This window comes from Marinobacter daqiaonensis (assembly GCF_900115285.1).
Taxonomy (GTDB): Bacteria; Pseudomonadota; Gammaproteobacteria; order Pseudomonadales; family Oleiphilaceae; genus Marinobacter; species Marinobacter daqiaonensis.
The window spans coordinates 1,915,697-1,939,803 of sequence record NZ_FOYW01000001.1 but is presented as its reverse complement, the minus strand read 5'-3'; the positions used below and the strand labels follow the sequence as shown (position 1 = coordinate 1,939,803).

Sequence of the window (24,107 nt, the reverse complement as noted above, 5' to 3'; positions counted from 1 at the left end):
CTTGAAGCCGCCGGCCGACACCCCGGCTCATCTTTGCAAAAACAAGAAAGACAGCAGGAGAACATCATGAATAACCCTTCACCCGCCAACCGGAACGGCGGCGACAGCGAGGCCTCCATCAAGCGCGGTCTGTGGTCATCCAGGATGGCTTTCGTACTCGCCGCCACCGGGTCCGCAGTTGGCCTTGGCAATATCTGGAAATTTCCCTACATCACCGGTGAAAACGGCGGCGGCGCCTTCGTGCTGGTTTACCTTGTCTGCATTGCGGCCGTGGGTCTGCCCATCATGATGGCGGAAATACTCATTGGCCGCAGTGGCGCCGCCAGTCCCCTGCGGAGCATGCGTCTGCTTATTGAACAGGGAGGTCATCACCCTGCCTGGCGCTTCACGGCGGTGATCGGCATGCTGGCGGCGTTTCTGATCCTGTCCTTCTATTCCGTTATCGGAGGTTGGGCGGTTTCCTACATAGGCACCGCGGCTACCGGTGAACTCGTGGGAAAATCCGCCGAAGCGGTGGGCGAGATTTTCTCAGGGCTGCTGGGCAGCCCCTGGTTATTGCTGGGCTGGCACACCCTGTTCATGGCCCTGGTGATGTTCGTGGTGGGCCGGGGCCTTCGCGGCGGCCTGGAACGTGCCGTGACCATCCTGATGCCGGCACTGTTCGTGTTGCTGTTGATCGTGGTTGGCTACGCCATGACCACCGGACACTTTGGGGAGGGGGTCGCTTTCCTCTTCCAGCCTGACTTTTCCCGCCTGACCACCGCGGGCGTACTGGTAGCCCTTGGCCATGCCTTTTTCACCCTGAGCCTGGGCATGGCGGTGATGATGGCCTATGGCTCCTATCTTTCCAGGAATGTGTCCATTGCCAAGACCTCCATTGTGGTATCGGTCATGGATACCGGCGTCGCCCTGCTGGCGGGCCTTGCGATCTTCCCCATCGTGTTCGCCAATGGCCTCGAGCCGGGTGCGGGACCGGGGCTGATCTTCCAGACCCTGCCGCTGGCCTTTGGCCAGATGCCCTGGGGCAGCCTGATCGGCACGCTTTTCTTCGTCTTGCTGACATTCGCCGCCTGGACATCGGCCATTTCGCTGCTTGAGCCGGTCGTGGAATGGCTGGAAGAGAAAAAGGGCATGAGCCGGACCCGAAGCACGGTCGGTGCCGGCGTCAGCTGCTGGTTGCTGGGTATCGCTTCGATCCTGTCCCTCAACGTCTGGTCTGATGTGACGCCCCTGGGCATGTTCTCCATGTTTGAAGGCAAGACCATCTTTGACCTGCTTGATTTCGTGACCGCGAGCATCATGTTGCCCCTGGCAGGCCTGCTGGTGGCGCTGTTTGCAGGCTGGGTCATGACCCGCGAGACTCTGCAGAAAGAGCTGGCCATGTCATCCGGAAGCTTTTCGCTCTGGTATGGTGTAATCCGCTATGTCACTCCCATCGCTGTAGCAGTGGTGTTCATCTATAACCTTTTCTAGGGAAGCGCGATCTGCCAGGGATGGCGGAATTGCTGATGCTGTAGATGTTCCCCTGTCATCAGGATTTCCTTTTTGGGGGCGATTTGGATAAAGTTTACGTAAACGTAAATTAGCTTCCCTGATTCAATAGTCTGTCCGTCTGGAGGATAAACAACATGTCGACAACAGAAGTGGTCATCGCCGGCTCCGCCCGCACCCCCATGGGCGGCATGATGGGAGAGCTGAGTTCGGTTCGCTCCCCGGAGCTGGGCGCCGTCTCTATCAAGGCGGCCATTGAGCGCAGTGGTCTGCAGCCCAGTGATATCCAGGAGGTCATCATGGGCTGTGTGCTGCCGGCCGGTCTCGGCCAGGCACCTGCCCGCCAGGCCTCCCGCGCCTCCGGCATTCCGGACTCATCAGGCTGCACCACGGTTAACAAGATGTGTGGCTCCGGCATGCAGGCGGTCATCATGGCCCATGACCAGATCAGGGCCGGCACCAATTCCATTATGATCGCCGGTGGCATGGAGAATATGAGCCAGGCCCCGTACCTGCTGCCGAAAGCCCGCGCGGGCCTGCGCATGGGCCACGGCCAGGTCATGGACTCCATGTTCCTGGATGGTCTCGAGGACGCCTACGAAGGTGGCCTTATGGGCGTCTTCGCCCAGCGCACCGCAGACAAGTACAACATCAGTCGCGAAGCCATGGACAACTTTGCCATGGCTTCCCTGGAACGCTCCCTGGCCGCCATCAAAAATGGCGGGTTCGCCGATGAGATCGCAGCGGTTACCGTCTCCGGTCGTGGTGGCGACACCGTTGTCGACACTGACGAGCAGCCGGGCAAGGCGAAGCCTGAAAAAATTCCCCAGCTGAAACCGGCCTTTGCCAAAGATGGCTCTGTCACCGCCGCCAACTCCAGTTCCATCAGCGACGGCGCCTCGGCCATGGTGCTGGCCAGCCGGGAAGAGGCCGAAAAACGGGGCCTCAAACCCCAGGCCCGCATTGTCGCCCATGCCACCCACGCCCGCCTGCCGGCCGAGTTCACCCTCGCCCCCATTGGTGCCATCGAAAAGGTACTGAAAAAGGCTGGCTGGAACCGCGATGACGTGGACCTGTTCGAAATCAACGAGGCCTTTGCCGTCGTGACACTGGCCGCCATCAACGAGCTGGGGCTCGACACCGACAAGGTCAACGTCCATGGCGGCGCCTGCGCCCTTGGTCACCCCATCGGCTCCTCCGGTTCGCGGATCATGATCACGCTGATCAACGCCCTCAGGCAGCGCGGCCTCAAGCGCGGCGTTGCGGCGCTCTGCATCGGCGGTGGCGAAGGTACGGCGGTGGCAATCGAGCTGCTTTAACCACAACACCGGAACCACTGGCCATTATTGGCGGCAGGCCGGGTCCGATGCCTCAAGTAAGGAAGAGGCATCGGACCCGGCAGATGCGGTATTCAGTAAGCCCCGTCCTGCTCCTCAAGAATGGCCGAAAGGATCTGCTGCTCATCAGGCGTGGGCAGCACACCGGTCAGCCAGGCCTCGATCACCGGAACACCATGCTGATTCGACAGCGTTGCCTCCGCCCTGGCGCGATTCCGTTCGTCCACCTCGGTGAGTGTGAATACACAGGTGATGGTATCGCCAAAGTACACCGGCCGCCGGAAGCGGAAATTCATTCCTGAAGCCAGCCAGCCAATCTGCCCGCCCACCTCCGTAATCATCCCACCTACAAGGAGCCCGTGGCAGATCTTCCCGTCGAAGCCCTTGATCCGGGCAAAGCGGTCGTCGTAATGGACAGGATTATCATCACCACTGATGTCGCCGAAGGCCAGGGTGTCCTCTTCCCTGAAAGTCCGGGTGATGGTGAAGCTGTCGCCTGCCCTGAGGCCCTGGATCGTCGTTCTTCGAATGTGGGACATGTGTGTCGTTCCTCCTTGATCCAGGCAGTATTCGAGATTACCTGGAAAGGTTCATTGAAGCGGTTATAGTAACAGTCCCGTTGATGCGCCGGCCCTGGAAAGTAACTCTGTGCAGTGATCCGGATGGCCTCCCGGTCGAATATCCGTTATGAAAATACATCGACCTGTTGTTTGGGAAGTCCCGGTCTCGACAGTCGCAGGACGGGTTCCCGGCTGCAGAATTAACCGGCGCTGTCTGGGCAGGATATTACGGCACCGGGTTGCAATAATGCACTTTGGCCCTCACCGAAACAGGACCGGCCGGCGAAGGCGAGTAGTGTCGGTGGGAGTCTTACCAGTTAGCGGGTGGTGTCGTTCGGCCCATCCCTGAACCATTGAAGTGCCAACCAATAAAGCGGAGAGCTTGATAACCACTTATGGCCATTCAGTTTTATGAAAAGGGCGAACTGTCGTCCGGGTTTTGGGGCTGGCGCGTTGTCGTGATGATTCGCGGCGAACGGTACCAGAAGTATCTGAGCCTCCGGCGGCCCGGCACGAGCGTGCCCGAGGAGCTCTGGTACCGATACCAGAAAACCCGCGCCGAGTATTATGAGGCACGCTGGTCCATGCGTGCGGCCGCTACCAAATATCTCGATTTCATCCGCACGGAGCACGCGCGGACCAGGCCCTTCAGGGGCGTCGGTTTTCAGGGTATCACCCTGGGTATTGGCACGATCGGTGGGAGCCAAACCGAGCAGTGCTATTTTCAGGTCAATGTTCCGGGTAATCCCGTTCGGATTGCCATTAGCGAGGAGCAGACCCTGTCGCGGGCCTGGGACAGGGCCGTTGTGCTCTGGGGCGAAACCTTCGGGATACGGCCAAAGGACATAGAGGCCAGGCGACACCGTTCTCCCGCTCCGGAGCAGTTCAAGCGACTGCGCAAGCACATGAACGATGAGGAGCAGGCCAGCCTGGGCGTGGGTGTGCTGCATTACGTCTACGCCGAGCAAAGGGCCGAGCTTGAGCGCAAGAAGTCCCGTTCCAGCCTCAGGGAACGCCGGGTCGAACAGGAGGATCTGCTGGATGTGCACTCCCGTTTGGAGCGGGAAATCAGCCAGTTCCTGGAGAAATCCGCAGCCCGTGCCTGACTCCCGAGGGCCGTTGCTGTCCCGCTGAGGTGGATTGCGCGCTGTTCAGACTTTGATCATCATGACCAGGGGCAATGGATGACGGGGGCAGGGCCATGAACAACCGGTACAGGGGTATTTCACTGTGGTGGCTGGCCATGGCCGCCGCACTGACGCCGCTGATCACCATCCACACCACCTTTGTCGTATCGATACTGGAAGGCCACGTTTCCTGGTGCGTTCCCTATTGGGACAGCTGCACCAGCATCAGCCGGACCGGTCGGTACGGCACCTCCTATTTCATTTTCAAGGGCACCATGTTGCCGGCGGCGATTCTCGGCGTACTGTTCTGGTTTCTGAACAGTCAATGGCTTTTGCAGCTTGGTGCCACCAGTCGTGGCCGGCCATGGATCCCCTGGCTGGGCCTCGTCGCCTGCGCATCGCTGGCGGCCTATACGCTGGCCCTTGGCCATGCGGGCGATGGTTTCTACCTCATTCGCCGCATCGGTGTGGTGCTCTACTTTGCCCTTACTTACATTGCCCAGTTGCTGATCAGTTCGGCCCTGACAGGGCATCCGCGATGGCGCCGAAGTGGCCAGCACCTGCTGTGGTTGTGCGAGCTTACTCTGGCGGTGGGCATCCTCTCGGTTATTCTTTCGGCGGTGGCGCCGACGGTCTATAGTCAAACGGATGACGCTTTCGAATGGGTGCTGGCGCTTCTGATCAACCTGCATGCGATCTGGCTTGCCGTACTCTGGAAAAAAAGCGGCTTCCGGGCCCGCCTGTGGGCAGAGTGAAGAGCCTGTGAACAGGTTGGCTCCGTACGCTCTTTACCGGGCCTTGTGGGTAGACCGAATTGTCCTGAACAGGATGCAAGGGGGAGTACCTCGAAATAAAGGGCCAGTACCCCGGGATATGGCTGTAACGATTACCCCGGGACGCAGCCCCTGCCTTTTCACGGCAGGGTGACAGTTTCCTGTAAACAGAGCCGATCATCTGGTGAGACGTCGCGATGTGTTAAAAGCGGGTGGAGCGGGCCTGCTGTTGGGCAAGGCCGGGTTCCCGGCCATCGTCAAGGCAGTGAACCGCAAGCCCACCCTCCGAGTGGTTGGCACCCATGTCACCCTGCAGGAGCCGATACGGCAACGCGCCGAGCGTGATCTGGGCATAAACATCGAGTTTTACCCGGGTGGGAGTGCCGAGGTCCTGCTGAAGGCGGCGACAGATCCCGGAGCCTTCGATCTGTATGAGCAGTGGTCAAACAGTATCCGGGTGCTCTGGCAGGCCAACGCTATCCAGCCGATTGAAACCCGGCGGCTGACCTACTGGGACGAAATCAACGATCTGCCAAAGACGGGGCGGATCGCCCCCGGAGCTCAGGTTGGCAAAGGGGACGCGCCTCACCGGCTGCTCCATATCCAGCCAAACGGGACTCTGGGTCCGGACCCTTCCGGCAGCATCAGTTTCCTGCCTTACGCCCATAACGTGGATTCCTTCGGATATCGCTCAGACGTCATTGATGAGGGAATTCCCTACGAGACGGAAAGCTGGGGCTGGCTTCTTGACCCCAGGTATCGTGGTCGGGTGGCCATCGTCAACGCGCCAAGTATCGGGCTGTTCGACCTTGCCCTCGCGGCTCAGGCGCGCGGGCTCATCCGTTTTGACAATATTGGTCGGATGAGTCGGCAGGAAGTCGACCAACTGTTCGAGATCCTCGTCGACTACAAGCGACGGGGTCATTTTCGCGGGTTCTGGTCTTCTGTCCCCCATTCGGTGGACCTGGTCTCTGGGGGCGACGTTGATATCGCCAGCATGTTTTCCCCTGCCGCCACGCGGTTGCGGGGCATGGGCATCCCCTGTGTCTATGCCGCCCCCAGGGAAGGCTACCGGGCCTGGTATGGGGTGATGTGTCTGTCATCAGCGGTCGACGAAGAGCGAAAGGAGGCAGCCTACGCCTATATGAACTGGTGGTTGTCGGGCTGGCCCGGGGCGTTCATTGCAAGGCAGGGCTACTACATTTCCAATCCACAGCGGACCCGACAATACCTGAGCCCCGAAGAATGGAATTTCTGGTACGAAGGCCAGCCTGCGCAGATCCCCATGACCGGGACCGACGGAAAGATCGTGGCGGAGCCCGGTGAGGTCCGGCGGGGAGGGAGCTACGTCAAGAGGTTCGAGAACGTTGCGGTCTGGAACACGGTTATGGATACCTACGAGTACACGTTGACGAAGTGGAGGGATCTATTGCTGGCTTGATGGGTTTCCACCGGTGGCGCCTCAAGAACCGGATCTTTGCCGGCTTCCTGGTGATCGGTCTGATTGGTGTGGGCGTGGCTCTTTCCATGGGCCTGGCCATCAGTAACATCTATTCGGATTTCCGGCGGTTCACGGTCTTCAGTGAACGGGCGGAGCTGGGTCAGGATCTGTCCACCCGGATGATTGATCTTCAGCGGCTGTCAGAGGAATTTATCCAGGAAGGCGAGAGCTTCTCGGCGGATCAGGCCAATCTTGTCTTTGAACAGGCGAGAGGTCTGCTGGCAAGGCTTGGAGGCAGTGGCAGCGAGCCAGTCATGAAACGGGCCGCTGTCATTGCAACGCATCTGGACAGTTTCCAGCAGGCCTTTTCAGAGGTTAAGATCCAGCGCAACCGGCAGAGCCGGCTGATCACCGAAACGATCCAGGCCCGGGCGGAAGAGTATGGGGCCCTGCTGGACCAGTTCGCCGCGAGGATTCCGCCGTCGGGTCCGGAATCGGTTGCTCTGGTGGAGCGTCTGCGTACCCTGGCGCTGCAGGTCGAGCGACTGACGCATCGGTATTTCGACTCTCTCGACAACTCCCTGATCCGGGAGGTCAGAAGCAATGTCCGTCTGTCCCGTGAGCTGATCCGGCAGCTCCGGGACCTGCACCAGAGTCGGGTCTCGCTGAGACTGCTGGGCCAGATGGAAGAGTCGGTACGGGCCTACGAGGAGGTCATACTGGAGGCGGTCCAGCGGACCCGTGGGTATCTGTTCCTGGTCAACGTGGTCATGGCGGCAGAGACTCACGAGATTCTCTATCAGTCAGACCGGTTGTCCGATGAACTTCACCTTGAAATGAACCGGATCGAGAGCGATGTGGCCCGCACAATCCGCCAGGCCTTTCTGCTGGGGCTTTCCGGCAGTGCGGTCATGTTGGTGCTGATTATCGGCCTCTCTTATGCCATTGGTCGGAGCATCGCAACGCCGATCGAAAACCTGGCCGGTACCTTTCGCCGTCTTGCGAAGGGCGAGACGGTCTCGGGCCTGCGCCAGCGGGAAGCCGGATACGAGCTTCATGAACTGTCGAAGGCAGCCGAGGTCTTCCGGGAGAGGAACCAGGAGACCGAGCGCCTCCTGATCCGATACCGGGAAATCAGTGAAGAGCTGGAGGAGAGGGTAAAGGAACGGACAGAGGAACTCGAAGGGGCGAATCGCAAGCTACAGCAACTATCCCGTACCGACAGCCTCACTGGCCTGGCCAACCGGCGTCACTTCGAGGAAATACTCGATCGCGAATGGTCAACAGCCCTGCGCAGCGGCTTGAGCCTGAGCGTTATCATGCTCGACATCGACTATTTCAAGGCATTCAACGACCGTTACGGGCACCCGGCAGGCGACCAGTGTCTGCGCGACGTGGCGATTTCCCTTCAGCGCCACCTGCGCCGTGGGGACGATCTGGCGGCCCGTTACGGTGGGGAGGAATTCATCGTCATCCTCCAGGACGCCGGTCATGACAAGGCCATGGATATTGCCGAAAGCCTGTGTCGCGCAGTATCGGGTCTCGATATTCCCCACCAAGACTCCCCCTGGCAGAGGATCACGATCAGTGTCGGGGTTGCTGTACTCGAACCGGCCAGCGATATCACGAGCGCGTTCGAGCTGGTCAAAAACGCGGATAGTGCACTCTATCGCGCCAAGATGGCTGGCAGAAACCGGGTGGTGATGTTCTCGAATCCACCGACCGCGCCACCCGAACCGGCATGAAACCGGGAGCCTATCCACCGATAATCCCTGCGGGGCCATCTAGACCACGTCCCTGCGCCGATGTACTCGGAATTGCATGATAAATGCATGTTTTTGAAGCGAACGATGCTAACCTACTACCGTGATACGCCTTGCCCTGACTGGGTAGCAGGAATGGAACACAGCAGCCAATGAGCCACCGTAAGGAAGAATCGGTTACTTCTTCACAATCGGATCCCCGCCGATCCCGGAAGACTGCCGTCAGAGTCTATCTGTTCGTTGCGCTCATCGCGTTGGCAGGATTCGGGCTGTCGGTTCTGGCGCTGGAAATCCAGTCGGCTGTCAGGGCGTTTGTGGCAGGTGAGAGTGACTGGTCGAAGTCCCAGAAAGAAGTCGTTTACTGGCTGGATCGGGCTGCCGATACCGGGGATCCGCTTTGGCTCGAACAAGCCAGAGCGGCTCTGGAAGTACCGTTGGCCGACCTCCGCGCAAGGCAGGCCATGGAAAGACAGCCGCAAGACACCGATGCGGCGCTGAGGCAGTTCATCGCCGCAGGAAATCACCCTGCCGATGCTGCTCGCATGGTCTGGATGTTCCGCTATTTCCAGAGCGCACCCCATATTCGTGATGCCATAGCCAATTGGCGAAAGGCGGACCCATACATCCTTCGCCTCCAGACCATTATTGGCGAAATGGAGGCGCAGTTAGACAGCCCCGATCTCGCCGACAGCAGGAGGCAAATAAAGAGCCTGCGCGAAGAGGTGAGCCGGATTGCGCAGGAGTTGCGACCCCTGCAGGACGGGTTTACTGACGAACTTGGTAAAGGTTCCCGGCTCCTCGAGTCCTGGCTCCAGGTCATCGCAGCCACTGCGTTTGGCGCATTGGCAGTTGCCATCAGCCTGCTTTTCCGGTGGGCAACCCGTCGAATCGCCGGCTCAGAGCGACAGTTTCGGGACACCTTCGAGCAGGCCGCCATGGGCATGGCCCAGATGCGACCCGATGGCAGGCTGGTGGCTGCCAATCGCGCACTGGGTGAGCTTCTTGGTTACTCCCGGGACGAGCTGGCTGGCCGCTACTTGGCCGAGTTTCTCCATCCGGATCAGGCATCGGATAGTCTTGAGAGCCTGTTCCTGGCGGGAGAAACGCCGCAAACACAGGAATTCAAGCTCAGGACCCGGGACGATACCCCGGTATGGTGCCGGTTTTCCCTGTCACGGGTTGAAGATACCTGGCATGGCCGGCCCCACATGATTCTAGGCGTTCAGGATATCACCGAAGCCCGGGACCTGATGCACAACCTGCACTACCAGGCACGTCATGATGCACTTACCGGCACAATAAACCGCTATGAATTCGAAAAACACCTGGCTGCGGCGATCCATCAGGCACATACAAAGGGGATGCGGCATGCCCTGTGCTTCATCGATCTGGATCAGTTCAAGGTCGTGAACGATACCGCAGGTCACCTGGCTGGGGACGAGGTCCTGCAGGAGGTCACCCGGCTGCTACGGCGGGAACTCCGGCAGTCCGATATCCTGGCTCGGCTTGGCGGTGATGAGTTCGGCGTAATCCTGCTGGATTGCAACGAGACGGCTGCGGTGGAAGTCGCGCAGAAGCTCCGTGAGGCGATCGAAGGCTACGTGTTCAGCTCAGACGACAGGCAGCTGCGGATGGGTGCCAGCATCGGCTGCGTCTGTATCGACGAAACCATGCGAGATCCGACGGATCTGCTCCGTGCCGCCGACACGGCCTGCTACATGGCCAAGGACTATGGCCGTAATCGGGTCGTCCTCTATTCACCGGACGATCACGCGCTACAGTCGCGACGCTCGGAAATGGAAGCCCTGGCCCAGATCCGCGCGGCCCTGACGTCCAACAGATTCACACTGTACGCCCAGAGGATAAAATCGCTGGCCGGAGGGGAAAAGCTCCATTGCGAGATACTCGTGCGCATGCTCGACCTGAATGGAAACACGATACCACCGGGTCGGTTTCTTCCTGCCGCAGAGCGATACCACATCGCTCCCGACATTGACCGATGGGTGGTCGGGGCAACCCTGAAGGCTCTTGCTGAGCACCCACAGCGCCTGGAGCAACTGGGATCATGCCACATCAATCTTTCCGGACAATCCATCGGACGCGAGGACTTTCTCGCCTTCCTGGAGCTGGCGCTGGATCACTCTCCGGTGGACCCGGGCAAGCTGTGTTTCGAGATTACCGAGACGGCGGCTATCTCGAATCTCGCCGATGCGAGGCATTTCTTCGAGCGACTCCGCCAGCGAGGTTGCACGTTCGCCCTGGATGACTTCGGTAGCGGTCTGTCTTCGTTCGAATACCTTACGAGCCTGCCGGTGGACTTCGTAAAGATCGACGGCGTATTTGTGCGGGATCTGCTCGATAATGAAGTACACCGTTCAATCGTGAAGTCCATCGGTGAAATCGACTCCCTTATGGGCAGAAGCACCGTGGCAGAATGCGTCGAGACCGATGCCATCCGCGATTGTGTGGCTGAACTTGGTATCCATTGGGTGCAGGGCTACGGAATACACCGGCCCTGTCCTCTGGACGATTTGCTGTTCGGTCTTGATCAGGTTCCTGAGCAATCCGCAATTCCACGCCCCGACAGCATCTGAGATGGCGCCGGGACGGTTTTACACCCGGCTTCAGGCATTTCTTTCAATCGTCGAAGCCCAGAAAGCGCGCCGTGTTGCTGATGGGGCGTCGGCGGGAGATGACGGAATTCGCGACGAATTCATCGTCCGGCCAGCCAAGGGCGACGCAGGTCAGGATGACCTGATCTTCCGGGATGTTGGCGACTTCCCGCACCACTGGGCTTTGCATGATTCCCTGCCCGTTGATCACTGCCCCGAGCCCCCGGCTCCAGGCCGCCAGCACCAGGCCATAGGTCATGGCGCCAGTGTCAAAGTGGGCAATGGTGTTATTCAGAAGTTCCCTGTCAAAACAGACGACGATGGACACGGGTGCATCAAACTGCCGGAAACCCCGCATGACCCAGTCCTGACGCCGCTCCTTGTCATCGCGCTCTATTCCCATGGCCTCGAACAGCTGTACGGCAATCTCGATCTGGCGCTTGCGGTGTTCCCCCTGGTAGGCGCCATAGTCTTCGATTTCACGGGTCGGTGGAACGCCACCGAGCATCCGCTCAGTATTGCCCTGACGAACCCGCTCCAGTGGCTCTCCTGTCAGCACGTGAAGATGCCAGGGCTGGGTGTTCATGGAGGAAGGCGCGCGGTTGGCCAGGGCAATGATCTCCTCAAGCAGCTCCCGGGAAACGGGTTCGTCGGTGAAGCCGCGGATGGATCGACGTTCCTGAATTGCCTGATCGAGTTTCATCGGTAACCTTTTTCGTAAGTTTGAGAAGTCGACCCTTCGCCGTGGACGAATCGCAAAGTTTCTGATTACCCGCTTGGGGACCAGAGACTCAAAGTCGAGGGGAGTTGGAGTATAAACACCCGGAAACGGCCGGCTCAATGGTTTTAGGTCCCTCGCTTTCTTTGGAGATCAAAAAATCCGCCGCTCTCATTCCTGCGTAGCGTTTATGGAGTGGTTGTAAATCTGAGAGATGCGACCGAACCCACTGGTGCTTGCCGGCAGGCAATGCCTGAGCCGGAATGCTCCCGAGTATTCAGAGCCTAAGGGACAATAACCATGCTGAATATTGAAACCCTCTCGTAACGGTATGAGCAGTCATTACCGTGTGATGTAAATAACACTGTCACGATCGGAGGTGAAGACCATGAAAGAGGTACGCAGGACCACGTTACCCATTGTTGAGATGGCCCGGGAAAACACGGAATTCCGCCAGGTGATCTGGACGGGGGACAATACCCAACTGGTATTGATGGCGATCCCGGAGGGCGGCGAAATCGGGGGTGAAGTCCATGAGGGCCACGACCAGCTGCTCTATTTCGTAGAGGGGGAAGGTGAAGCCACCATTGGTGATACCAGGGTTGCCGTCAGGCCGGGTGACGTCAGCATTGTGCCTTCCGGGTCCTACCATAATTTCCGCAATGCCGGCAGTACGATGCTGAAGCTCTACACGACGTACTGTCCACCGGAACATGCGCCAGGCACCGAACACGAAACCAAACAGCAGGCGGATGCCGACGAGTAGGCCCTTGCGTCGTCCCGTCCGTCAAGGGCACGGGACGACGCCCCCGGTCAACGGAGAGGGTGGCGCACGTTCCGGGATTTTCACATGCCCGGCCCGCAAGGGATGCCTGTGGCTAACTCAAATTAGCGCACGACGAACACAGAAACATCGCTGTGCCTGACAATATTGGCACCGTTGGAATGGAGAATATGCAGCTTATCGCCGATGCCAGGGGAATGTGAGGCCATGACCACCAGGTCAGCTCCCGATTCCTTGATGGCCTCAACAAGCTTTTTATCAAGCTCAACGGCTGTATCGGCGGTTTCGATAACCTTGCTCTCTGCTTTCACCCCATGGGCCTGGCTCTGCTCGTCCGCGAAGGCAGCAAGCTTTTTTGCCAGCTCTCCGGGGTTGTGGGCGGCGGCTGAGGGTGTCGTGTTTGTGACGCTCACGTAGCAGAGTTTGGCCTGATAATGTTTGGCAATGTCGGTAGCGGTATCCAGCGCTTTAGACATTTTTTCCTTATGTGCCAGATCCACAGGCACCAGTATCTTGCTGTACATGGTTGTTCCCTCGCGTGGCTTCCGAACATGTCTGGGTTGTAAGCCCACCTACAGAGTCTCAGTGGACGATGCTGGATGTCAAAGTGTAATTGGATCCTAACACAGGCCCGGGGCCTGGAAGTCAGCCGGCCTGGCACCAGCTCGGGTCAAGGGAGCCCCACTGGGCTGGTAAGGCGTGATTACACTCTGTAACGATAATGAGGCGTTTATTAACCAACGATATTGATTTTTATCATAAAATGATCCGGCTTTTTAATTGCGAATAATGAAAATATACGAGGCTCATTTATAAATGAACAAGAAAACGATTCTGTTTGCCGGATTTCTATTGTTAGTGTGCAGTTTGCCGAGCTGGGCGGACTCCATCAAACTCGGTTTTAATTATCCGCAAACCGGTCGTTACAAGGACCTGGGTCTGCAGCAAAGACTGGCGGCGTTCCTGGCCGTGGAAGAAATAAACAGCGCTGGCGGAATTCTCGGCAAGGATGTGGAACTGGTCATCCGTAACACCGCCGGTTCTCCCGAGCGCGGTGTTGCCAATACCAGAGAGCTCATCACACAGGAAAACGTGGACATGCTATTCGGCGGTGCTTCAAGCGCCGTTGCCATTGCCTCGGGCAAGGCTGCCAAAGAGCTGGGTCGCCTGTATTTTGGTACCACCACATCCGCGAATGCCACGACGGGAAGCGAGGGGCATGATCACATGTTTCGTGAGTACCCCAACGCCTGGATGACGGGAAACGCACTGGGGAGCTATCTGACAGAAACGTTCGGTGATGCAAAATACTTCTACGTAACGGCGGATTACACCTGGGGGAAGTCCTCGGAAGCGTCTTTGCGTAACTTCACCAATACCTCCGATACAGAGGCCCACCCAAACGCACTGACGCCTTTTCCAGGGGCTTTCATCAGGGATTTCCAGAAAGCACTGTCCGCCGCTGAAGCGAGTGGGGCCGATATATTAATGCTGGTGTTATTCGGCGACGATCTCGTGAGAGCGCTTAATGTGGCTCATGACATGGGCCTGAAGGACAAAATGAAGATCGTATCGCCCAATATTTCACTGGGGATTGCCCATAACGTGGGTGCGACCATCATGGAAGACCTTATCTCGACCACGCCCTGGGAGTGGATGATCCCATACCAGCTGGACTACGAGCGTGGCCAGCAGTTTGTTGAGGCGTTTACGGAAGAGTACGGCCTGAGGCCTACCTCAACGGCGGCAACAACCTATGGCATCATCTACCAGTACAAGGATGCGGTGGAGCGTGCCGGAACCACCGATACACAGGCTCTTATCCGGGCCCTGGAAGGCTATGAGTACACGTTGCTAAAAGACCGTCAGCAATGGCGCGCCTTTGACCACCAGAATCTTCAGACCATATACGTGGTGCGCAGTAAGAAGAGAGAACAGGTGATCAGCGACCCGCTACGCAGTGATTTCTTCGAGGTGGTCGGATCCCTCGAAGGCGAGAAGGCCGCACAGACCCTGACGGAATGGCGAGCGGAGCGCGCCGCGGCGAACAAGCCCCCCTACCTGTAGGATTGCCCCGCCGCCCGGTCAATCGAATCGAAGACCCTGCGCAGCGGTCAGTACCAGGGTCATGCCACCCGATAGCAGTAACGCCCCGGCGAATGGCGCCAGCGTCGGGACCCCACCCGGGAAGCTGGCGGCATGAACGGCCTCGAGGAAACTGCCGGTCATGAACCAGTTGGGCAGGATCGCGCCGATCAGGCCAGCCAGTGCACCGGCCATGGAGGCGGCTGGTGTGACCCGCGGCCACAAGCCCATCAGAACCGGGATGATGGCCGTCGCGCACAGCAGGTCGGCAATCAGGAAAAGCCTGAGTACCGACACGCCCTGCATGGCCAGGGCAACGACCGGAACCATCAGAGCAACCGTTATCCAGCGGGCGGAGGTCAGGGTCAGGCCCCCTTTCTCAGCCACCGCCAGCGATGCGATGCCATTCTGGAGGGTATCCACGGAGGAGGCCACCAGTGTGACCGCCAGAACCAGTGCCACCACGCCCAGCCATGGCGGCGCCTCGCTGAGCAGGGCGAAGAACGGAATCGGCGGTTCGCCCAGGTCAAGACCCGCCATGGCGGCACTCATACCCAGGGCGCCCACCACCGCCACCACGACAATGGTGGTGCCGCCACCGAGAACCGCGCCCTTCCAGAGTGAAGCGCTGTCCCGTGCCGCCCAGACCCGCTGCCAGTATCCCTGGTGGAACAGGTTGGCTGCTGTTACCGCCAGAACGAGGGTAAGAGCGACGCTGACGGCACTCCAGAAGGGGATGCCGGGCAGCCGGGCAGACTCCGGCACGGCGGGCAGGTGTTTCCAGTCCACGAACAGAACGGCAGCCAGCAGCGCCATCAGCAGTAACGCCTGCCAGCGGTCGGTGGCAAGACTGGCCCTCAGTCCCCCCCAGGTCGTGTAGATCAATGTGGTGACCGCGACCCCGATGATCACGATCTGGCCGTTCAGCTCCGAGAGCAGCCCGGTAATGGCTCCGATGGCGGTCAGCTCCGCCGCCAGGAAGCACAGCATGTAAAGCACCGAAATCACCGACACCCACCGCCGCATGGCGATGCCGAATCGCCGCTCGGCGAACTCACTGATGCTGCGCCCCTCCGGCAGCCGCTTGCGGATAACAGGGCCGAGCATGGCGAAGACGATAAATGGCAACGCCGCGCCGATGGCATATCCGGCGAGGGCGATCGGGCCAACAAAGGCACCTACTTCCGGTGGTGCGAACAGGATCCAGGCCCCCATGCCGGAGGCGAGAAAGGAGAGGCCGATCGTGGCGGCTCCCTGGCTGTTGCGGGCCGTCATGTAGTCGTCGATGCCGTCAGCTGTCCTGCGGGCCCTCAGCCCCAGCCAGACGAAAAGGCACAGCGCCGCAGCAATGGCGGCCAGGTGGGTCATCATCATGTCGCTCTTCCTCCGCCGGAATGATCCGGATCAGGTTCCAGGGTCTGTCTGTGACACTCTCAGCCCCGGCCTGGCTGGCCGGGACTCCCCTGTCGACTGGATTGTGAATGTGTCGTGTCTCAATATGAACGTGCAGGCAATTTTGGTCAGCCAGCGTTTAAGGACTCGAATTCTAAGGCAGGTGCAGGCTCCGGGTCTAATCCTGGCTTGAGCCGGGTTCGGGAGCTGACTGGTGGGCGGCCCTGTCCGCTCCTGGAATTCTTCCCGCCTTCAGCAAATGCGTGGTTTGTTATCCTGAGAGGCGGTATAAAGAATAAACAATAGATTCCCCGGAGGTAGCCCATGACTGATCCAGAAGCACCACTGATTCTCCGAGAAAGTACTCCAGCTGGCATTACGACCCTTACGCTTAATCAGCCTGAACGTCGGAACAGCCTGTCCATGGCAATGCTGGAGTCGCTATCGGTCGCTTTGGAGGAACTCGCCGGAGATGACGAAACCCGTGTTGTGGTTCTTGCTGCAAAAGGAAATGTATTCTGCGCCGGGCATGATCTGCGGGAAATACGGGAGCAACTTGACCAGAAGGCTGCGCTGCAGGAGCTGTTCCGGCTCTGCAGCAAAGTCATGCAGCAGATCATTCAGCTGCCCCAGCCTGTTATCGCAAGGGCAGCAGGCGTCGCCACAGCTGCGGGCTGTCAGCTGATTGCGAGCTGTGACCTGGCGGTTGCGTCGGACTCGGCGAGATTCGCGACGCCGGGAGTCAACATCGGGCTGTTCTGCTCGACACCCATGGTTGCCCTTTCCCGTAACGTTTCCCGGAAACACGCCATGGAGATGCTGCTGACAGGGGAGATGATCAGTGCCCAGCGCGCCGAAGAAATGGGACTCGTTAATCGGGTGGTCTCCGGGGAAAACCTGGACCAGACCATTCACGAAATGGCGTCTACCATTGCTGCAAAATCCAGTCATACCCTCAGGATTGGCAAAGAGGCCTTTTACCGGCAGTTGGAAATGGGGCTGACGGATGCCTACGAATACACGTCGGAAGTGATGGTAGCCAATCTGGAGGCCGCGGATGCTCAGGAAGGAATCTGCGCGTTTCTGGAGAAACGTGCTCCTGGATGGCAAGACCGGTAATTCGCTTTTTTAACCCGGGACAGATCCTTCGACCTTGAACCAGGATGTACGGACTGGAATCGGATCCTGGTAGCCACGTTTAAAGCACCAGCTATTCGCAATTTAGGCAAAGGCACGCAAGGGGCACGATGGCAGCGGCCGCCAGCAGTGCGATTACACCGGCTTAGCGCAGGGTGTTTTGCTGATCCCTTCCTCAGCCGCAAAGTATTCTTCAAATATGACACTCCGAATGCGGCTGCTGCACGCTAGGGCTTCCTCCGCGGACAGAATCATCCAGACGATATTGGTCGAATGATCTGACTCTATCGATACTTCTCTGATTCCCCCGATCCTCGAAGATGCATTACGCGTCTGGCGCGAGAGTAACAGCGGCATTCTGTCGCTTTTCGCACAGGTTTATGAAGTGGTGGCGGAGTAGCAATGATCTTCCGAAGCGATGCCGTGGACATGGCGATGAGACCTTTGACTAGGTTGTTAACGTTTGCGGTCGGATTGATCTAGACTCAAGTAAAACGATAGTGCCGGAAGCAATAGAGAGCCAGCACGCGGATACGAGAACGCTTAAGGGAAGATAAGTTCCGGCAGGGCTACGAAGTGGCCGAATGCAGGGAAGGGGAAATTCAACAAGGAATGCTCACAGAGCGCGGGCAGACGGATCTCTCGGGCGGGGGTGCTTCACCCCCAATATCTCGCATAACAAAAACAACTGGAGATTCGTGACAATGAAATTTCTATCCTTGATCGCGGTATTGCTGTTTGCATTAACCGCACAAACGGCATTCGCGCTTAACTGCGGCAGTTTCGATGGCAAGTTCTGTTCCGGGGAGGCATTCCAGTTCGGCGGCGGGTTCAGCCCCACTGTCGGCTATGGTGGCTTTGGCGGTGACAACAATACCGCCTCCAAGGTGCCGGTCGTCTTTATTCACGGTAATGCCGACAGTGCGCTGGGCTGGGACAGTCCCACATTCCAGGTTCCCGGCTACAGCAAGGCTCCGCATTCCGTGTACGACCATTTTAAAGCCGCCGGCTACAATGACAGCGAGCTTTTCGGTGTGACCTGGCTCCACAGCAGCGAGCAGGGATCTGACGGGGCGCCGGATAACTACCATCAGTCATCCAAATATTACATCATTGCCAAGTTTATCAAGGAAGTGAAGGCCTACACCGGTGCGAGCAAAGTTGATATTGTATCCCACTCCATGGGCGTGTCTCAGACCTTGGCCGCTCTTGAATACTATGGCACCCACGGCGATATTCGCCGCTTCGTAAATATCGCCGGCGGTCTTCGCGGCCTGCACTCCTGCTATTACACCGGATATGCAAACCCATACGCCAAGACCTGCGGCAGTCAAAACGCCTACGACAAGTACGTGTTCGGCTTCTTCAAGGAAGGATGGTACGGCGGTGTGTACGTCAACAATGACTGGACAGGCACTGGTACCCGTCGCTCCATGCGCAACATGCCCGGAGTTCATTCAGGCATCCGGTTCTACACGATCAGTGCCGGCTGGCATGACCAGATACATTGCTCCACCACAACCGGCTGGGACTACTGTGGATATGGCCCCGACTTCAACAGCGATAGCAACGTCATTGCCCAGGTGGATGTTGGCACCGGCAGTTACGCCACCCAGTACGACTGGGACTGGGCTGACGGAATGCTGACCGTCAAGGATGGCGGCGACATCGATGGCGTTGGTCACTTTCACTCTCGCTCAAATACCGGAGCCATCATCCATCGGATGCTTTCCACGACCTGCAGCAGCAGTTGTGCCGACAATTATTCGGGTGCCTACGGCCCGGCCTATAACTATTAAACCGTTCAACCAGCGAACAGGGGGAGCATAATGGTGCTCCCCTTTTTGGCTGGTATCTTCTCGCCCCGATGGGGTACCCCAGGGTTACTTCGATGCCAATAATCCAGGGACTTACAGAAAAACGTTGGCATTTGCCAGGTCAGCCTGCTTCTCTGGAGAAAGTCCCCGTTTCCATTCCTCCTCCTCCCCCGGGGCGGGCAGAAAACGCCCGAACTCGATCATCTGGACGGAAGGGATCTCCTGGAGGTAAATCCATATGTCCTCCACGGATATACCGGCAATCAGGCTTACCTGCCTGAGAATAGTGTCCATCAGCTTCTGCTTGATATCCGCGCTGCGCCCCTGTCGGATCAGGCCGGAAACGAAAATATGGGATTTGACGTTCACGGAACCACCGATAAAGTGATCGCCGCCATCGGTTGAAGAGAAGAAAACCTGGGCAAGAAATCCGGGTGCGCCTGTTTGGGAATGATGGGCTGTTGTTATCGCACTCGCGATTTGTGATTTCTGTTTCTGCGAGAGTGCCAGGTTAGCGGTCGTGACTTTATAGGTTGGCATAAAGCCTCCTTTGTCATTTTGCTGTTCAAGGCTGCCAGGTAGCATTGTCGGTCACGCCACTGGGGTTTTGAATAGGGCTTTGGTCCGGGAAGGGCCGTAAGCTGCGCACCATAAAAAAAGCTGGCACCGCGAACGCAGTACCAGCCTCTTGTGTTGGAACATCCCGTTCCGAAGGTTTTCCTGTTAATTGTGTCGCGGCGGTATCAGCGCCATCCGGCCCGGTCAAAAATCCGCACCGCTTCGGGGTTGTTCTCACCAAGTACGCTGACATTGACGTCATCGATGTTCAGGTTACCCCAGGAGTCCAGAACCGGGTTCGCAAGTACACCCTCTACGGCCGGGTACTCGTGATTGCTTCCAGCGAAAACCTCCTGTGCCGTGGGCGAGGCGAGAAACTCAAGGAAGCGGACGGCGTTTTCACGATTGGGTGCCGTCGCAACCACGCCTGCTCCGCCGATATTCGCGTGAACCCCGCGTCCGGACTGGTTAGGGAAGATGATACCGACTTTACGGGCGACTTCGCGATCGGCCACGTCGTCCGAGTTGAGCAGACGGGCATAGTAATAGTGGTTACCTACCGCCAGATTGCATTCACCCGCGGCAACGGCACGGATCTGATCGGTATCGCCGCCCTGGGGATCCCTGGCCATGTTGTTGACAACACCCTTGGCCCATTCTTCTGCTTCTTCCGCACCATGGTGCTCAACCAGGCTGGCCAGCAGCGACTGGTTATAGATGTTGGTGGAGGAGCGGATGCAGATTTCACCGTCGAATTTGGGCTTCGCAAGATCTTCGTAGGTGCTGATCTGGGATGGGTCAAAATCCTCGCGGTTGTAGTAAATAACCCGGAGACGCTGGCTGAAGCCAAACCAGTGACCGTCCGGATGCCTCAGTTGATCTGGCAGACGGTCCTTGAGCACCCCGGAGTCCACCGCCTGAAACACGCCCTCCTGATCGGCCCGCCACAGGTTGCCGGCATCCACCGTTATCAGGACATCAGCGGGGCTGGCGACGCCCTCGCGCTTGATGCGCTCGATCAGGGCATCGGACTTGCCCTCGATCAGGTTGACCTTGATGCCGGTTGCCTCGGTAAATGCATCGTAGATGACCTGGTCGGAATCGTAGTGGCGAGCGGAATACAGATTGACTTCACTCGCGGACACGTTGGCTGCCGCCGTAGTTGCAGCCAGCGCAACTGTCATGAATTTTACTTTGAGGGATAGCACAGCATTAATCTCCTGAAGTCTGCCCATAGGTGTTTTAAACAGGGTTATTGATAACCATTTCCGTTTGAGCGTCAGTAAATCGAAACCTGCCTGAAAAGTCAATGAACCGGAATCAATATCAATCAGAAAATCAATTCAAATTGGGGAGCAACCGGATTTAAAATCCAGTACGCTGGGCTATCTGTGAATAAAGCTGGATCGATCCTATGAGCGCTTATCAACGAACGTCTGTTGGCAGCCTGCCGCTTGATGAGAAGCTGGCCAGGCCGGTGCTGACCCTTGACCATGTGCACTGCCGCTTCGGCCAGCACAAAGCGGTTTCCGACGTCAGTCTGCATATCAATGCCGGTGAAGTTGTCTGCCTGTTGGGTCCCTCTGGTTGCGGTAAAACCACGCTGTTGCGCGTTGCGGCCGGCCTTCAGGCACCCTCTGAAGGCAGCGTATTTCTGGGTGGCGATCTGGTGGCGGCACCTGGTCACGTTCATCGCCCGCCCGAGCAGCGCAATGTGGGTCTCGCGTTTCAGGAGTCCGCGCTGTTCCCCCATCTGACCATACTTGAGAATGTCTCTTTCGGTTTACAGGCGTTACCGAAACACGAGCGCAAGTCCCGGGCGATGCACCTCCTGGATCGCCTCGGCATGGCGGGGCTTGCCAAGGCCTATCCCCATACGCTCTCCGGTGGCCAGCAGCAGAGGGTTGCACTGGCCCGGGCACTGGCCCCGGCCCCCCGCGTGATGTTGCTTGATGAGCCATTCTCGAGCCTGGACGCGCGACTGCGGGACCAGATCCGCGATGACACTCTGCATGTGCTCAAAGAGATGGGAACGGCGACGTTACTGGTAACCCATGATCCCGAAGAGGCCATGTTCATGGCCGATCGCATCGCCCTGATGCGTGAGGGTCAGGTGGTTCAGACGGGGGCTCCGGCGGAGCTCTATTGCAATCCGGCAGACCCGTTTGTTGTGAATTTTTTTGGCCGGGTCAACGTGTGTACCGGTCCGGTTCGCAATGGTTCCGTTCTGACGCCTGTCGGGCATCTTCAGGCCCACGGGTTTCCCGAGGGCAGTGAAGTGACCGTGATGATTCGCCCGGAAGCCGTCAGGGTCAGCGCACTGCCCGATGACGGCCAGAACCAGGAGGCCAGCCATGTGGTGATGTCGAAGCTCCTGGGCTCCAGCAGTCTGTTGCATATCTGTGCCCACGGTGCCGAAGGCCAGGAGATGCATCTGCACGCCCGGGTACCAGGTGTGTTTCTGCCACCGGAAGGGCAGCCTGTATCGCTGAGCCTGGACATGTCAAAGGTCTTCATGTTCAGGCAGTGACAGGTTTCAGCCCTTCTTGCTACCCGGCCGGCCATGGCGCATTGCCAGGCTGAGTAGAATGACCGGAATCACGCCAACCGCAACGATGGACAGGGAAGACAGTGCAGACTCGGCCAGCCGTTCATCAGACGCCAGGCTGTATGCACGCACCGCCAGGGTGTCGAAATTGAACGGCCTGAGGATGATTGTGGCGGGCAACTCCTTCATTACGTCCACAAACACCAGAATTCCCGCCGCCAGAAGGCTGCTGCGCATGATGGGTGTGTGTACTTTGCGAAGGGTTCCAGCCGCAGTCTGCCCCAGTGTCCGGGCGGCCGCGTCCATCGAAGGCGTGACTTTGCCGAGGCTGGCCTCGACGGTATTGAAAGACACCGCAAGAAAACGGACCGTGTAGGCGTAAACCAGCACGAACGCGCTACCGCTGAATATCAGTCCGATCATGAATCCGTAGTTGTCGCGAAGAAAGAGGTTCAGCTTCTGGTCCAGCCAGGTCAGGGGGATCAAGATTCCCACGGCAATCACGGAGCCGGGAATGGCATACCCCATTGCCGCCACCCGGTTTGCACCCCGGACCCAGCGGCTTTCGCTCAGCCGGGCGCCGTAACTGAGAAGTACTGAGAGGGTAACGGCAACAAGCGCGGTGACCGACGCCAGAATCAGGCTGTTGCCGGCGAACGGCAGGAAGCGCGTGCCCAGCAGGGTGTCCCCAGTGGTAATCGCCATTTCCAGCAGTATCACGGCAGGAACCACGAACCCGATCAGGACCGGGGAGAAACAGACCGCAAAGGCCAGGGCCGCCTGCCCGGGGCTCAGGCGGTATTCCGGCAGGGCCTGGTAGCGGACCGGGGCATGGTATCGTTTACCGCCCCGTGACGCCCGCTCCAACAGCACAATCACCATAACAAACACCAGCAGGCATGCCGCCAGCTGGGCAGCGGCGACCTGTTCCCCCAGCCCGAACCAGGTCCGGTAGATGCCGGTGGTAAAGGTGTCAACGCCAAAAAACTGGACCGCGCCGAACTCGTTGAGCGTCTCCATCAGTACCAGGGAAACCCCGCCAATAATGGCAGGCCGGGCCAGGGGCAGTGCCACCCGCCTGAACATCCGCCAGGGCCCCAGTCCCAGGGTGCGGCTCACATCAAGGGCACTGACCGACTGCTCCAGAAAGGACGCCCGTGCAAGCAGATACACATAGGGGTAGAGCACCATGGTGATGAGTAGACAGGCGCCGCCCAGGGACCGGATCTCGGGAAAATAGTAGTCACCGTATTCCCAGCCAAACCATCCGCGCAGGGTGCTCTGCAGGGGCCCGGCAAATTGCAGAAAGTCGGTGTAGGCGTAGGCAATCACGTAGGTGGGGACCGCCAGTGGCAGCAGAAGCGCCCACTCGAACAGGCGGCGACCGGGGAATCGGCACATCACCACCAGCCAGGCGCAGGCAGTGCCGATTACAGTGGTGCCCAGGGCAACCGTCAGGCTCAGCACCACGGTATTGGTCAGATAGCGTGGCAGCACCGTGCTGGCCAGGTGCTGCCAGACGTCCCCCGAAGGGAAAAACACATGAGCCAGGATGACGAGAACGGGCGTTGCCACCAGCATGGCGACCACAAAGGTACTTGACGCCCAGGCGTTCGGCCAGCGGACACGATGGCGTCTGGAAGGGCGGGTTGTCTGTATGTCGGACAAGGCGCCCTCCTGGCGGGCCGAGTGGATGGTCAAAGCTCACTGGAACCGGGTGAGGGAGGCATTATAGGGAAGAAAGCGGGGCAATCATAATGTATCCCTGACTAAAGTGGTTCATGGTCAGGGCTGCGTTGCGTGAGGTACGTCAGCGCTTTGTCGGTCTCAGGCTAGCGGGCAACGCTCGACTGTGTGGTCTGTCGAAGACGACACTTATGAACATCGAGCGGGTCGACCCAGAGTCTTGCTCGAATCTGTCAAGAAAACCGGAGAGCCACTGGGTTACCAGTTATCTTTGGTGC

The 24,107-nt window shown here is 58.6% G+C and carries 19 protein-coding genes and 1 riboswitch; of the genes, 12 read left to right on the top strand and 7 right to left on the bottom strand.

Translation table 11 applies throughout. From position 1 onward, the window contains the following. Positions 1 to 66 precede the first annotated feature (66 nt). A complete protein-coding gene (locus tag BM346_RS08860; RefSeq protein ID WP_092011029.1) occupies positions 67 to 1,473 on the top strand; it encodes a sodium-dependent transporter in 1,407 nt (468 codons plus the stop codon). Between the two features lie 155 nt (positions 1,474 to 1,628). Beyond that, a complete protein-coding gene (locus BM346_RS08855) occupies positions 1,629 to 2,810 on the top strand; it encodes a thiolase family protein (RefSeq protein ID WP_092011026.1) in 1,182 nt (393 codons plus the stop codon). A gap of 92 nt (positions 2,811 to 2,902) precedes the next feature. Here the strand turns inward: BM346_RS08855 and BM346_RS08850 are convergent, their stop codons facing one another. Further along, positions 2,903 to 3,367 (bottom strand): MaoC family dehydratase, encoded by a 465-nt coding sequence (locus tag BM346_RS08850; RefSeq protein WP_092011023.1) that lies wholly within the window; start codon positions 3,365 to 3,367, stop codon positions 2,903 to 2,905. 416 nt (positions 3,368 to 3,783) lie between these two features. On the opposite strand from BM346_RS08850, the gene BM346_RS08845 reads away from it, so the two are divergent. The 5 genes from BM346_RS08845 (at position 3,784) to BM346_RS08825 (ending at position 11,086) form a co-directional block, all read left to right on the top strand. Continuing rightward, complete coding sequence (locus BM346_RS08845; RefSeq protein ID WP_092011020.1) at positions 3,784 to 4,494, top strand: hypothetical protein; 711 nt, start codon at positions 3,784 to 3,786, stop codon at positions 4,492 to 4,494. A 95-nt stretch (positions 4,495 to 4,589) separates the two neighbouring features. Next, the gene (locus BM346_RS08840; protein WP_092013524.1) at positions 4,590 to 5,270 is read left to right on the top strand and encodes a hypothetical protein; all 681 of its coding nucleotides are present in this window, start codon (positions 4,590 to 4,592) and stop codon (positions 5,268 to 5,270) included. Positions 5,271 to 5,472: 202 nt separating this feature from the next. Continuing rightward, entirely contained in the window at positions 5,473 to 6,729 is a 1,257-nt protein-coding gene (locus BM346_RS08835) for an ABC transporter substrate-binding protein (RefSeq protein WP_227662842.1), read from the top strand. Next, positions 6,729 to 8,474: a GGDEF domain-containing protein gene (locus BM346_RS08830; protein WP_092011014.1), complete on the top strand. Its 1,746-nt coding sequence runs from the start codon at positions 6,729 to 6,731 to the stop codon at positions 8,472 to 8,474. The genes BM346_RS08835 and BM346_RS08830 overlap by 1 nt, the downstream gene beginning before the upstream one ends. 170 nt (positions 8,475 to 8,644) lie before the next feature. After that, positions 8,645 to 11,086 (top strand): EAL domain-containing protein, encoded by a 2,442-nt coding sequence (locus tag BM346_RS08825; RefSeq protein WP_092011011.1) that lies wholly within the window; start codon positions 8,645 to 8,647, stop codon positions 11,084 to 11,086. Between the two features lie 43 nt (positions 11,087 to 11,129). Here BM346_RS08825 and BM346_RS08820 read toward each other — a convergent pair whose 3' ends face one another. Then, positions 11,130 to 11,807: a nitroreductase gene (locus BM346_RS08820; protein ID WP_092011008.1), complete on the bottom strand. Its 678-nt coding sequence runs from the start codon at positions 11,805 to 11,807 to the stop codon at positions 11,130 to 11,132. 403 nt (positions 11,808 to 12,210) lie between these two features. On the opposite strand from BM346_RS08820, the gene BM346_RS08815 reads away from it, so the two are divergent. Continuing rightward, positions 12,211 to 12,588: a cupin domain-containing protein gene (locus BM346_RS08815; RefSeq protein WP_092011005.1), complete on the top strand. Its 378-nt coding sequence runs from the start codon at positions 12,211 to 12,213 to the stop codon at positions 12,586 to 12,588. A gap of 122 nt (positions 12,589 to 12,710) precedes the next feature. Here the strand turns inward: BM346_RS08815 and BM346_RS08810 are convergent, their stop codons facing one another. Next, positions 12,711 to 13,130, bottom strand: coding sequence for a universal stress protein (locus BM346_RS08810; protein ID WP_092011002.1), 420 nt, complete (start codon positions 13,128 to 13,130; stop codon positions 12,711 to 12,713). A gap of 292 nt (positions 13,131 to 13,422) precedes the next feature. On the opposite strand from BM346_RS08810, the gene BM346_RS08805 reads away from it, so the two are divergent. After that, positions 13,423 to 14,673, top strand: coding sequence for an ABC transporter substrate-binding protein (locus BM346_RS08805; protein ID WP_092010999.1), 1,251 nt, complete (start codon positions 13,423 to 13,425; stop codon positions 14,671 to 14,673). A gap of 18 nt (positions 14,674 to 14,691) precedes the next feature. On the opposite strand, the gene BM346_RS08800 is transcribed toward BM346_RS08805, so the two are convergent. Beyond that, a complete protein-coding gene (locus BM346_RS08800) occupies positions 14,692 to 16,065 on the bottom strand; it encodes a sodium:solute symporter family transporter (RefSeq protein ID WP_092010997.1) in 1,374 nt (457 codons plus the stop codon). Next, a riboswitch (TPP riboswitch) is annotated at positions 16,055 to 16,166 on the bottom strand. It overlaps the preceding gene by 11 nt. Positions 16,167 to 16,407: 241 nt before the next feature. On the opposite strand from BM346_RS08800, the gene BM346_RS08795 reads away from it, so the two are divergent. Together BM346_RS08795 and phaZ7 are read left to right on the top strand one after the other, a co-directional pair. Continuing rightward, positions 16,408 to 17,202, top strand: a complete 795-nt coding sequence (locus BM346_RS08795; protein ID WP_092010994.1) for an enoyl-CoA hydratase — start codon at positions 16,408 to 16,410, stop codon at positions 17,200 to 17,202. Between the two features lie 722 nt (positions 17,203 to 17,924). Then, positions 17,925 to 19,019 (top strand): extracellular native short-chain-length polyhydroxyalkanoate depolymerase PhaZ7, encoded by a 1,095-nt coding sequence (phaZ7, locus tag BM346_RS08790; protein ID WP_167812613.1) that lies wholly within the window; start codon positions 17,925 to 17,927, stop codon positions 19,017 to 19,019. A gap of 111 nt (positions 19,020 to 19,130) precedes the next feature. Here phaZ7 and BM346_RS08785 read toward each other — a convergent pair whose 3' ends face one another. Both BM346_RS08785 and BM346_RS08780 read right to left on the bottom strand, forming a co-directional pair. Next, the gene (locus tag BM346_RS08785; protein WP_227662843.1) at positions 19,131 to 19,622 is read right to left on the bottom strand and encodes a tautomerase family protein; all 492 of its coding nucleotides are present in this window, start codon (positions 19,620 to 19,622) and stop codon (positions 19,131 to 19,133) included. Between the two features lie 158 nt (positions 19,623 to 19,780). Further along, complete coding sequence (locus tag BM346_RS08780; RefSeq protein WP_092013521.1) at positions 19,781 to 20,779, bottom strand: Fe(3+) ABC transporter substrate-binding protein; 999 nt, start codon at positions 20,777 to 20,779, stop codon at positions 19,781 to 19,783. A gap of 230 nt (positions 20,780 to 21,009) precedes the next feature. Here BM346_RS08780 and BM346_RS08775 point away from each other — a divergent pair, with 230 nt between their 5' ends. Then, positions 21,010 to 22,125, top strand: coding sequence for an ABC transporter ATP-binding protein (locus BM346_RS08775; RefSeq protein ID WP_092010984.1), 1,116 nt, complete (start codon positions 21,010 to 21,012; stop codon positions 22,123 to 22,125). Between the two features lie 6 nt (positions 22,126 to 22,131). On the opposite strand, the gene BM346_RS08770 is transcribed toward BM346_RS08775, so the two are convergent. After that, positions 22,132 to 23,811 (bottom strand): ABC transporter permease, encoded by a 1,680-nt coding sequence (locus BM346_RS08770; RefSeq protein ID WP_227662844.1) that lies wholly within the window; start codon positions 23,809 to 23,811, stop codon positions 22,132 to 22,134. Positions 23,812 to 24,107: the final 296 nt, after the last annotated feature.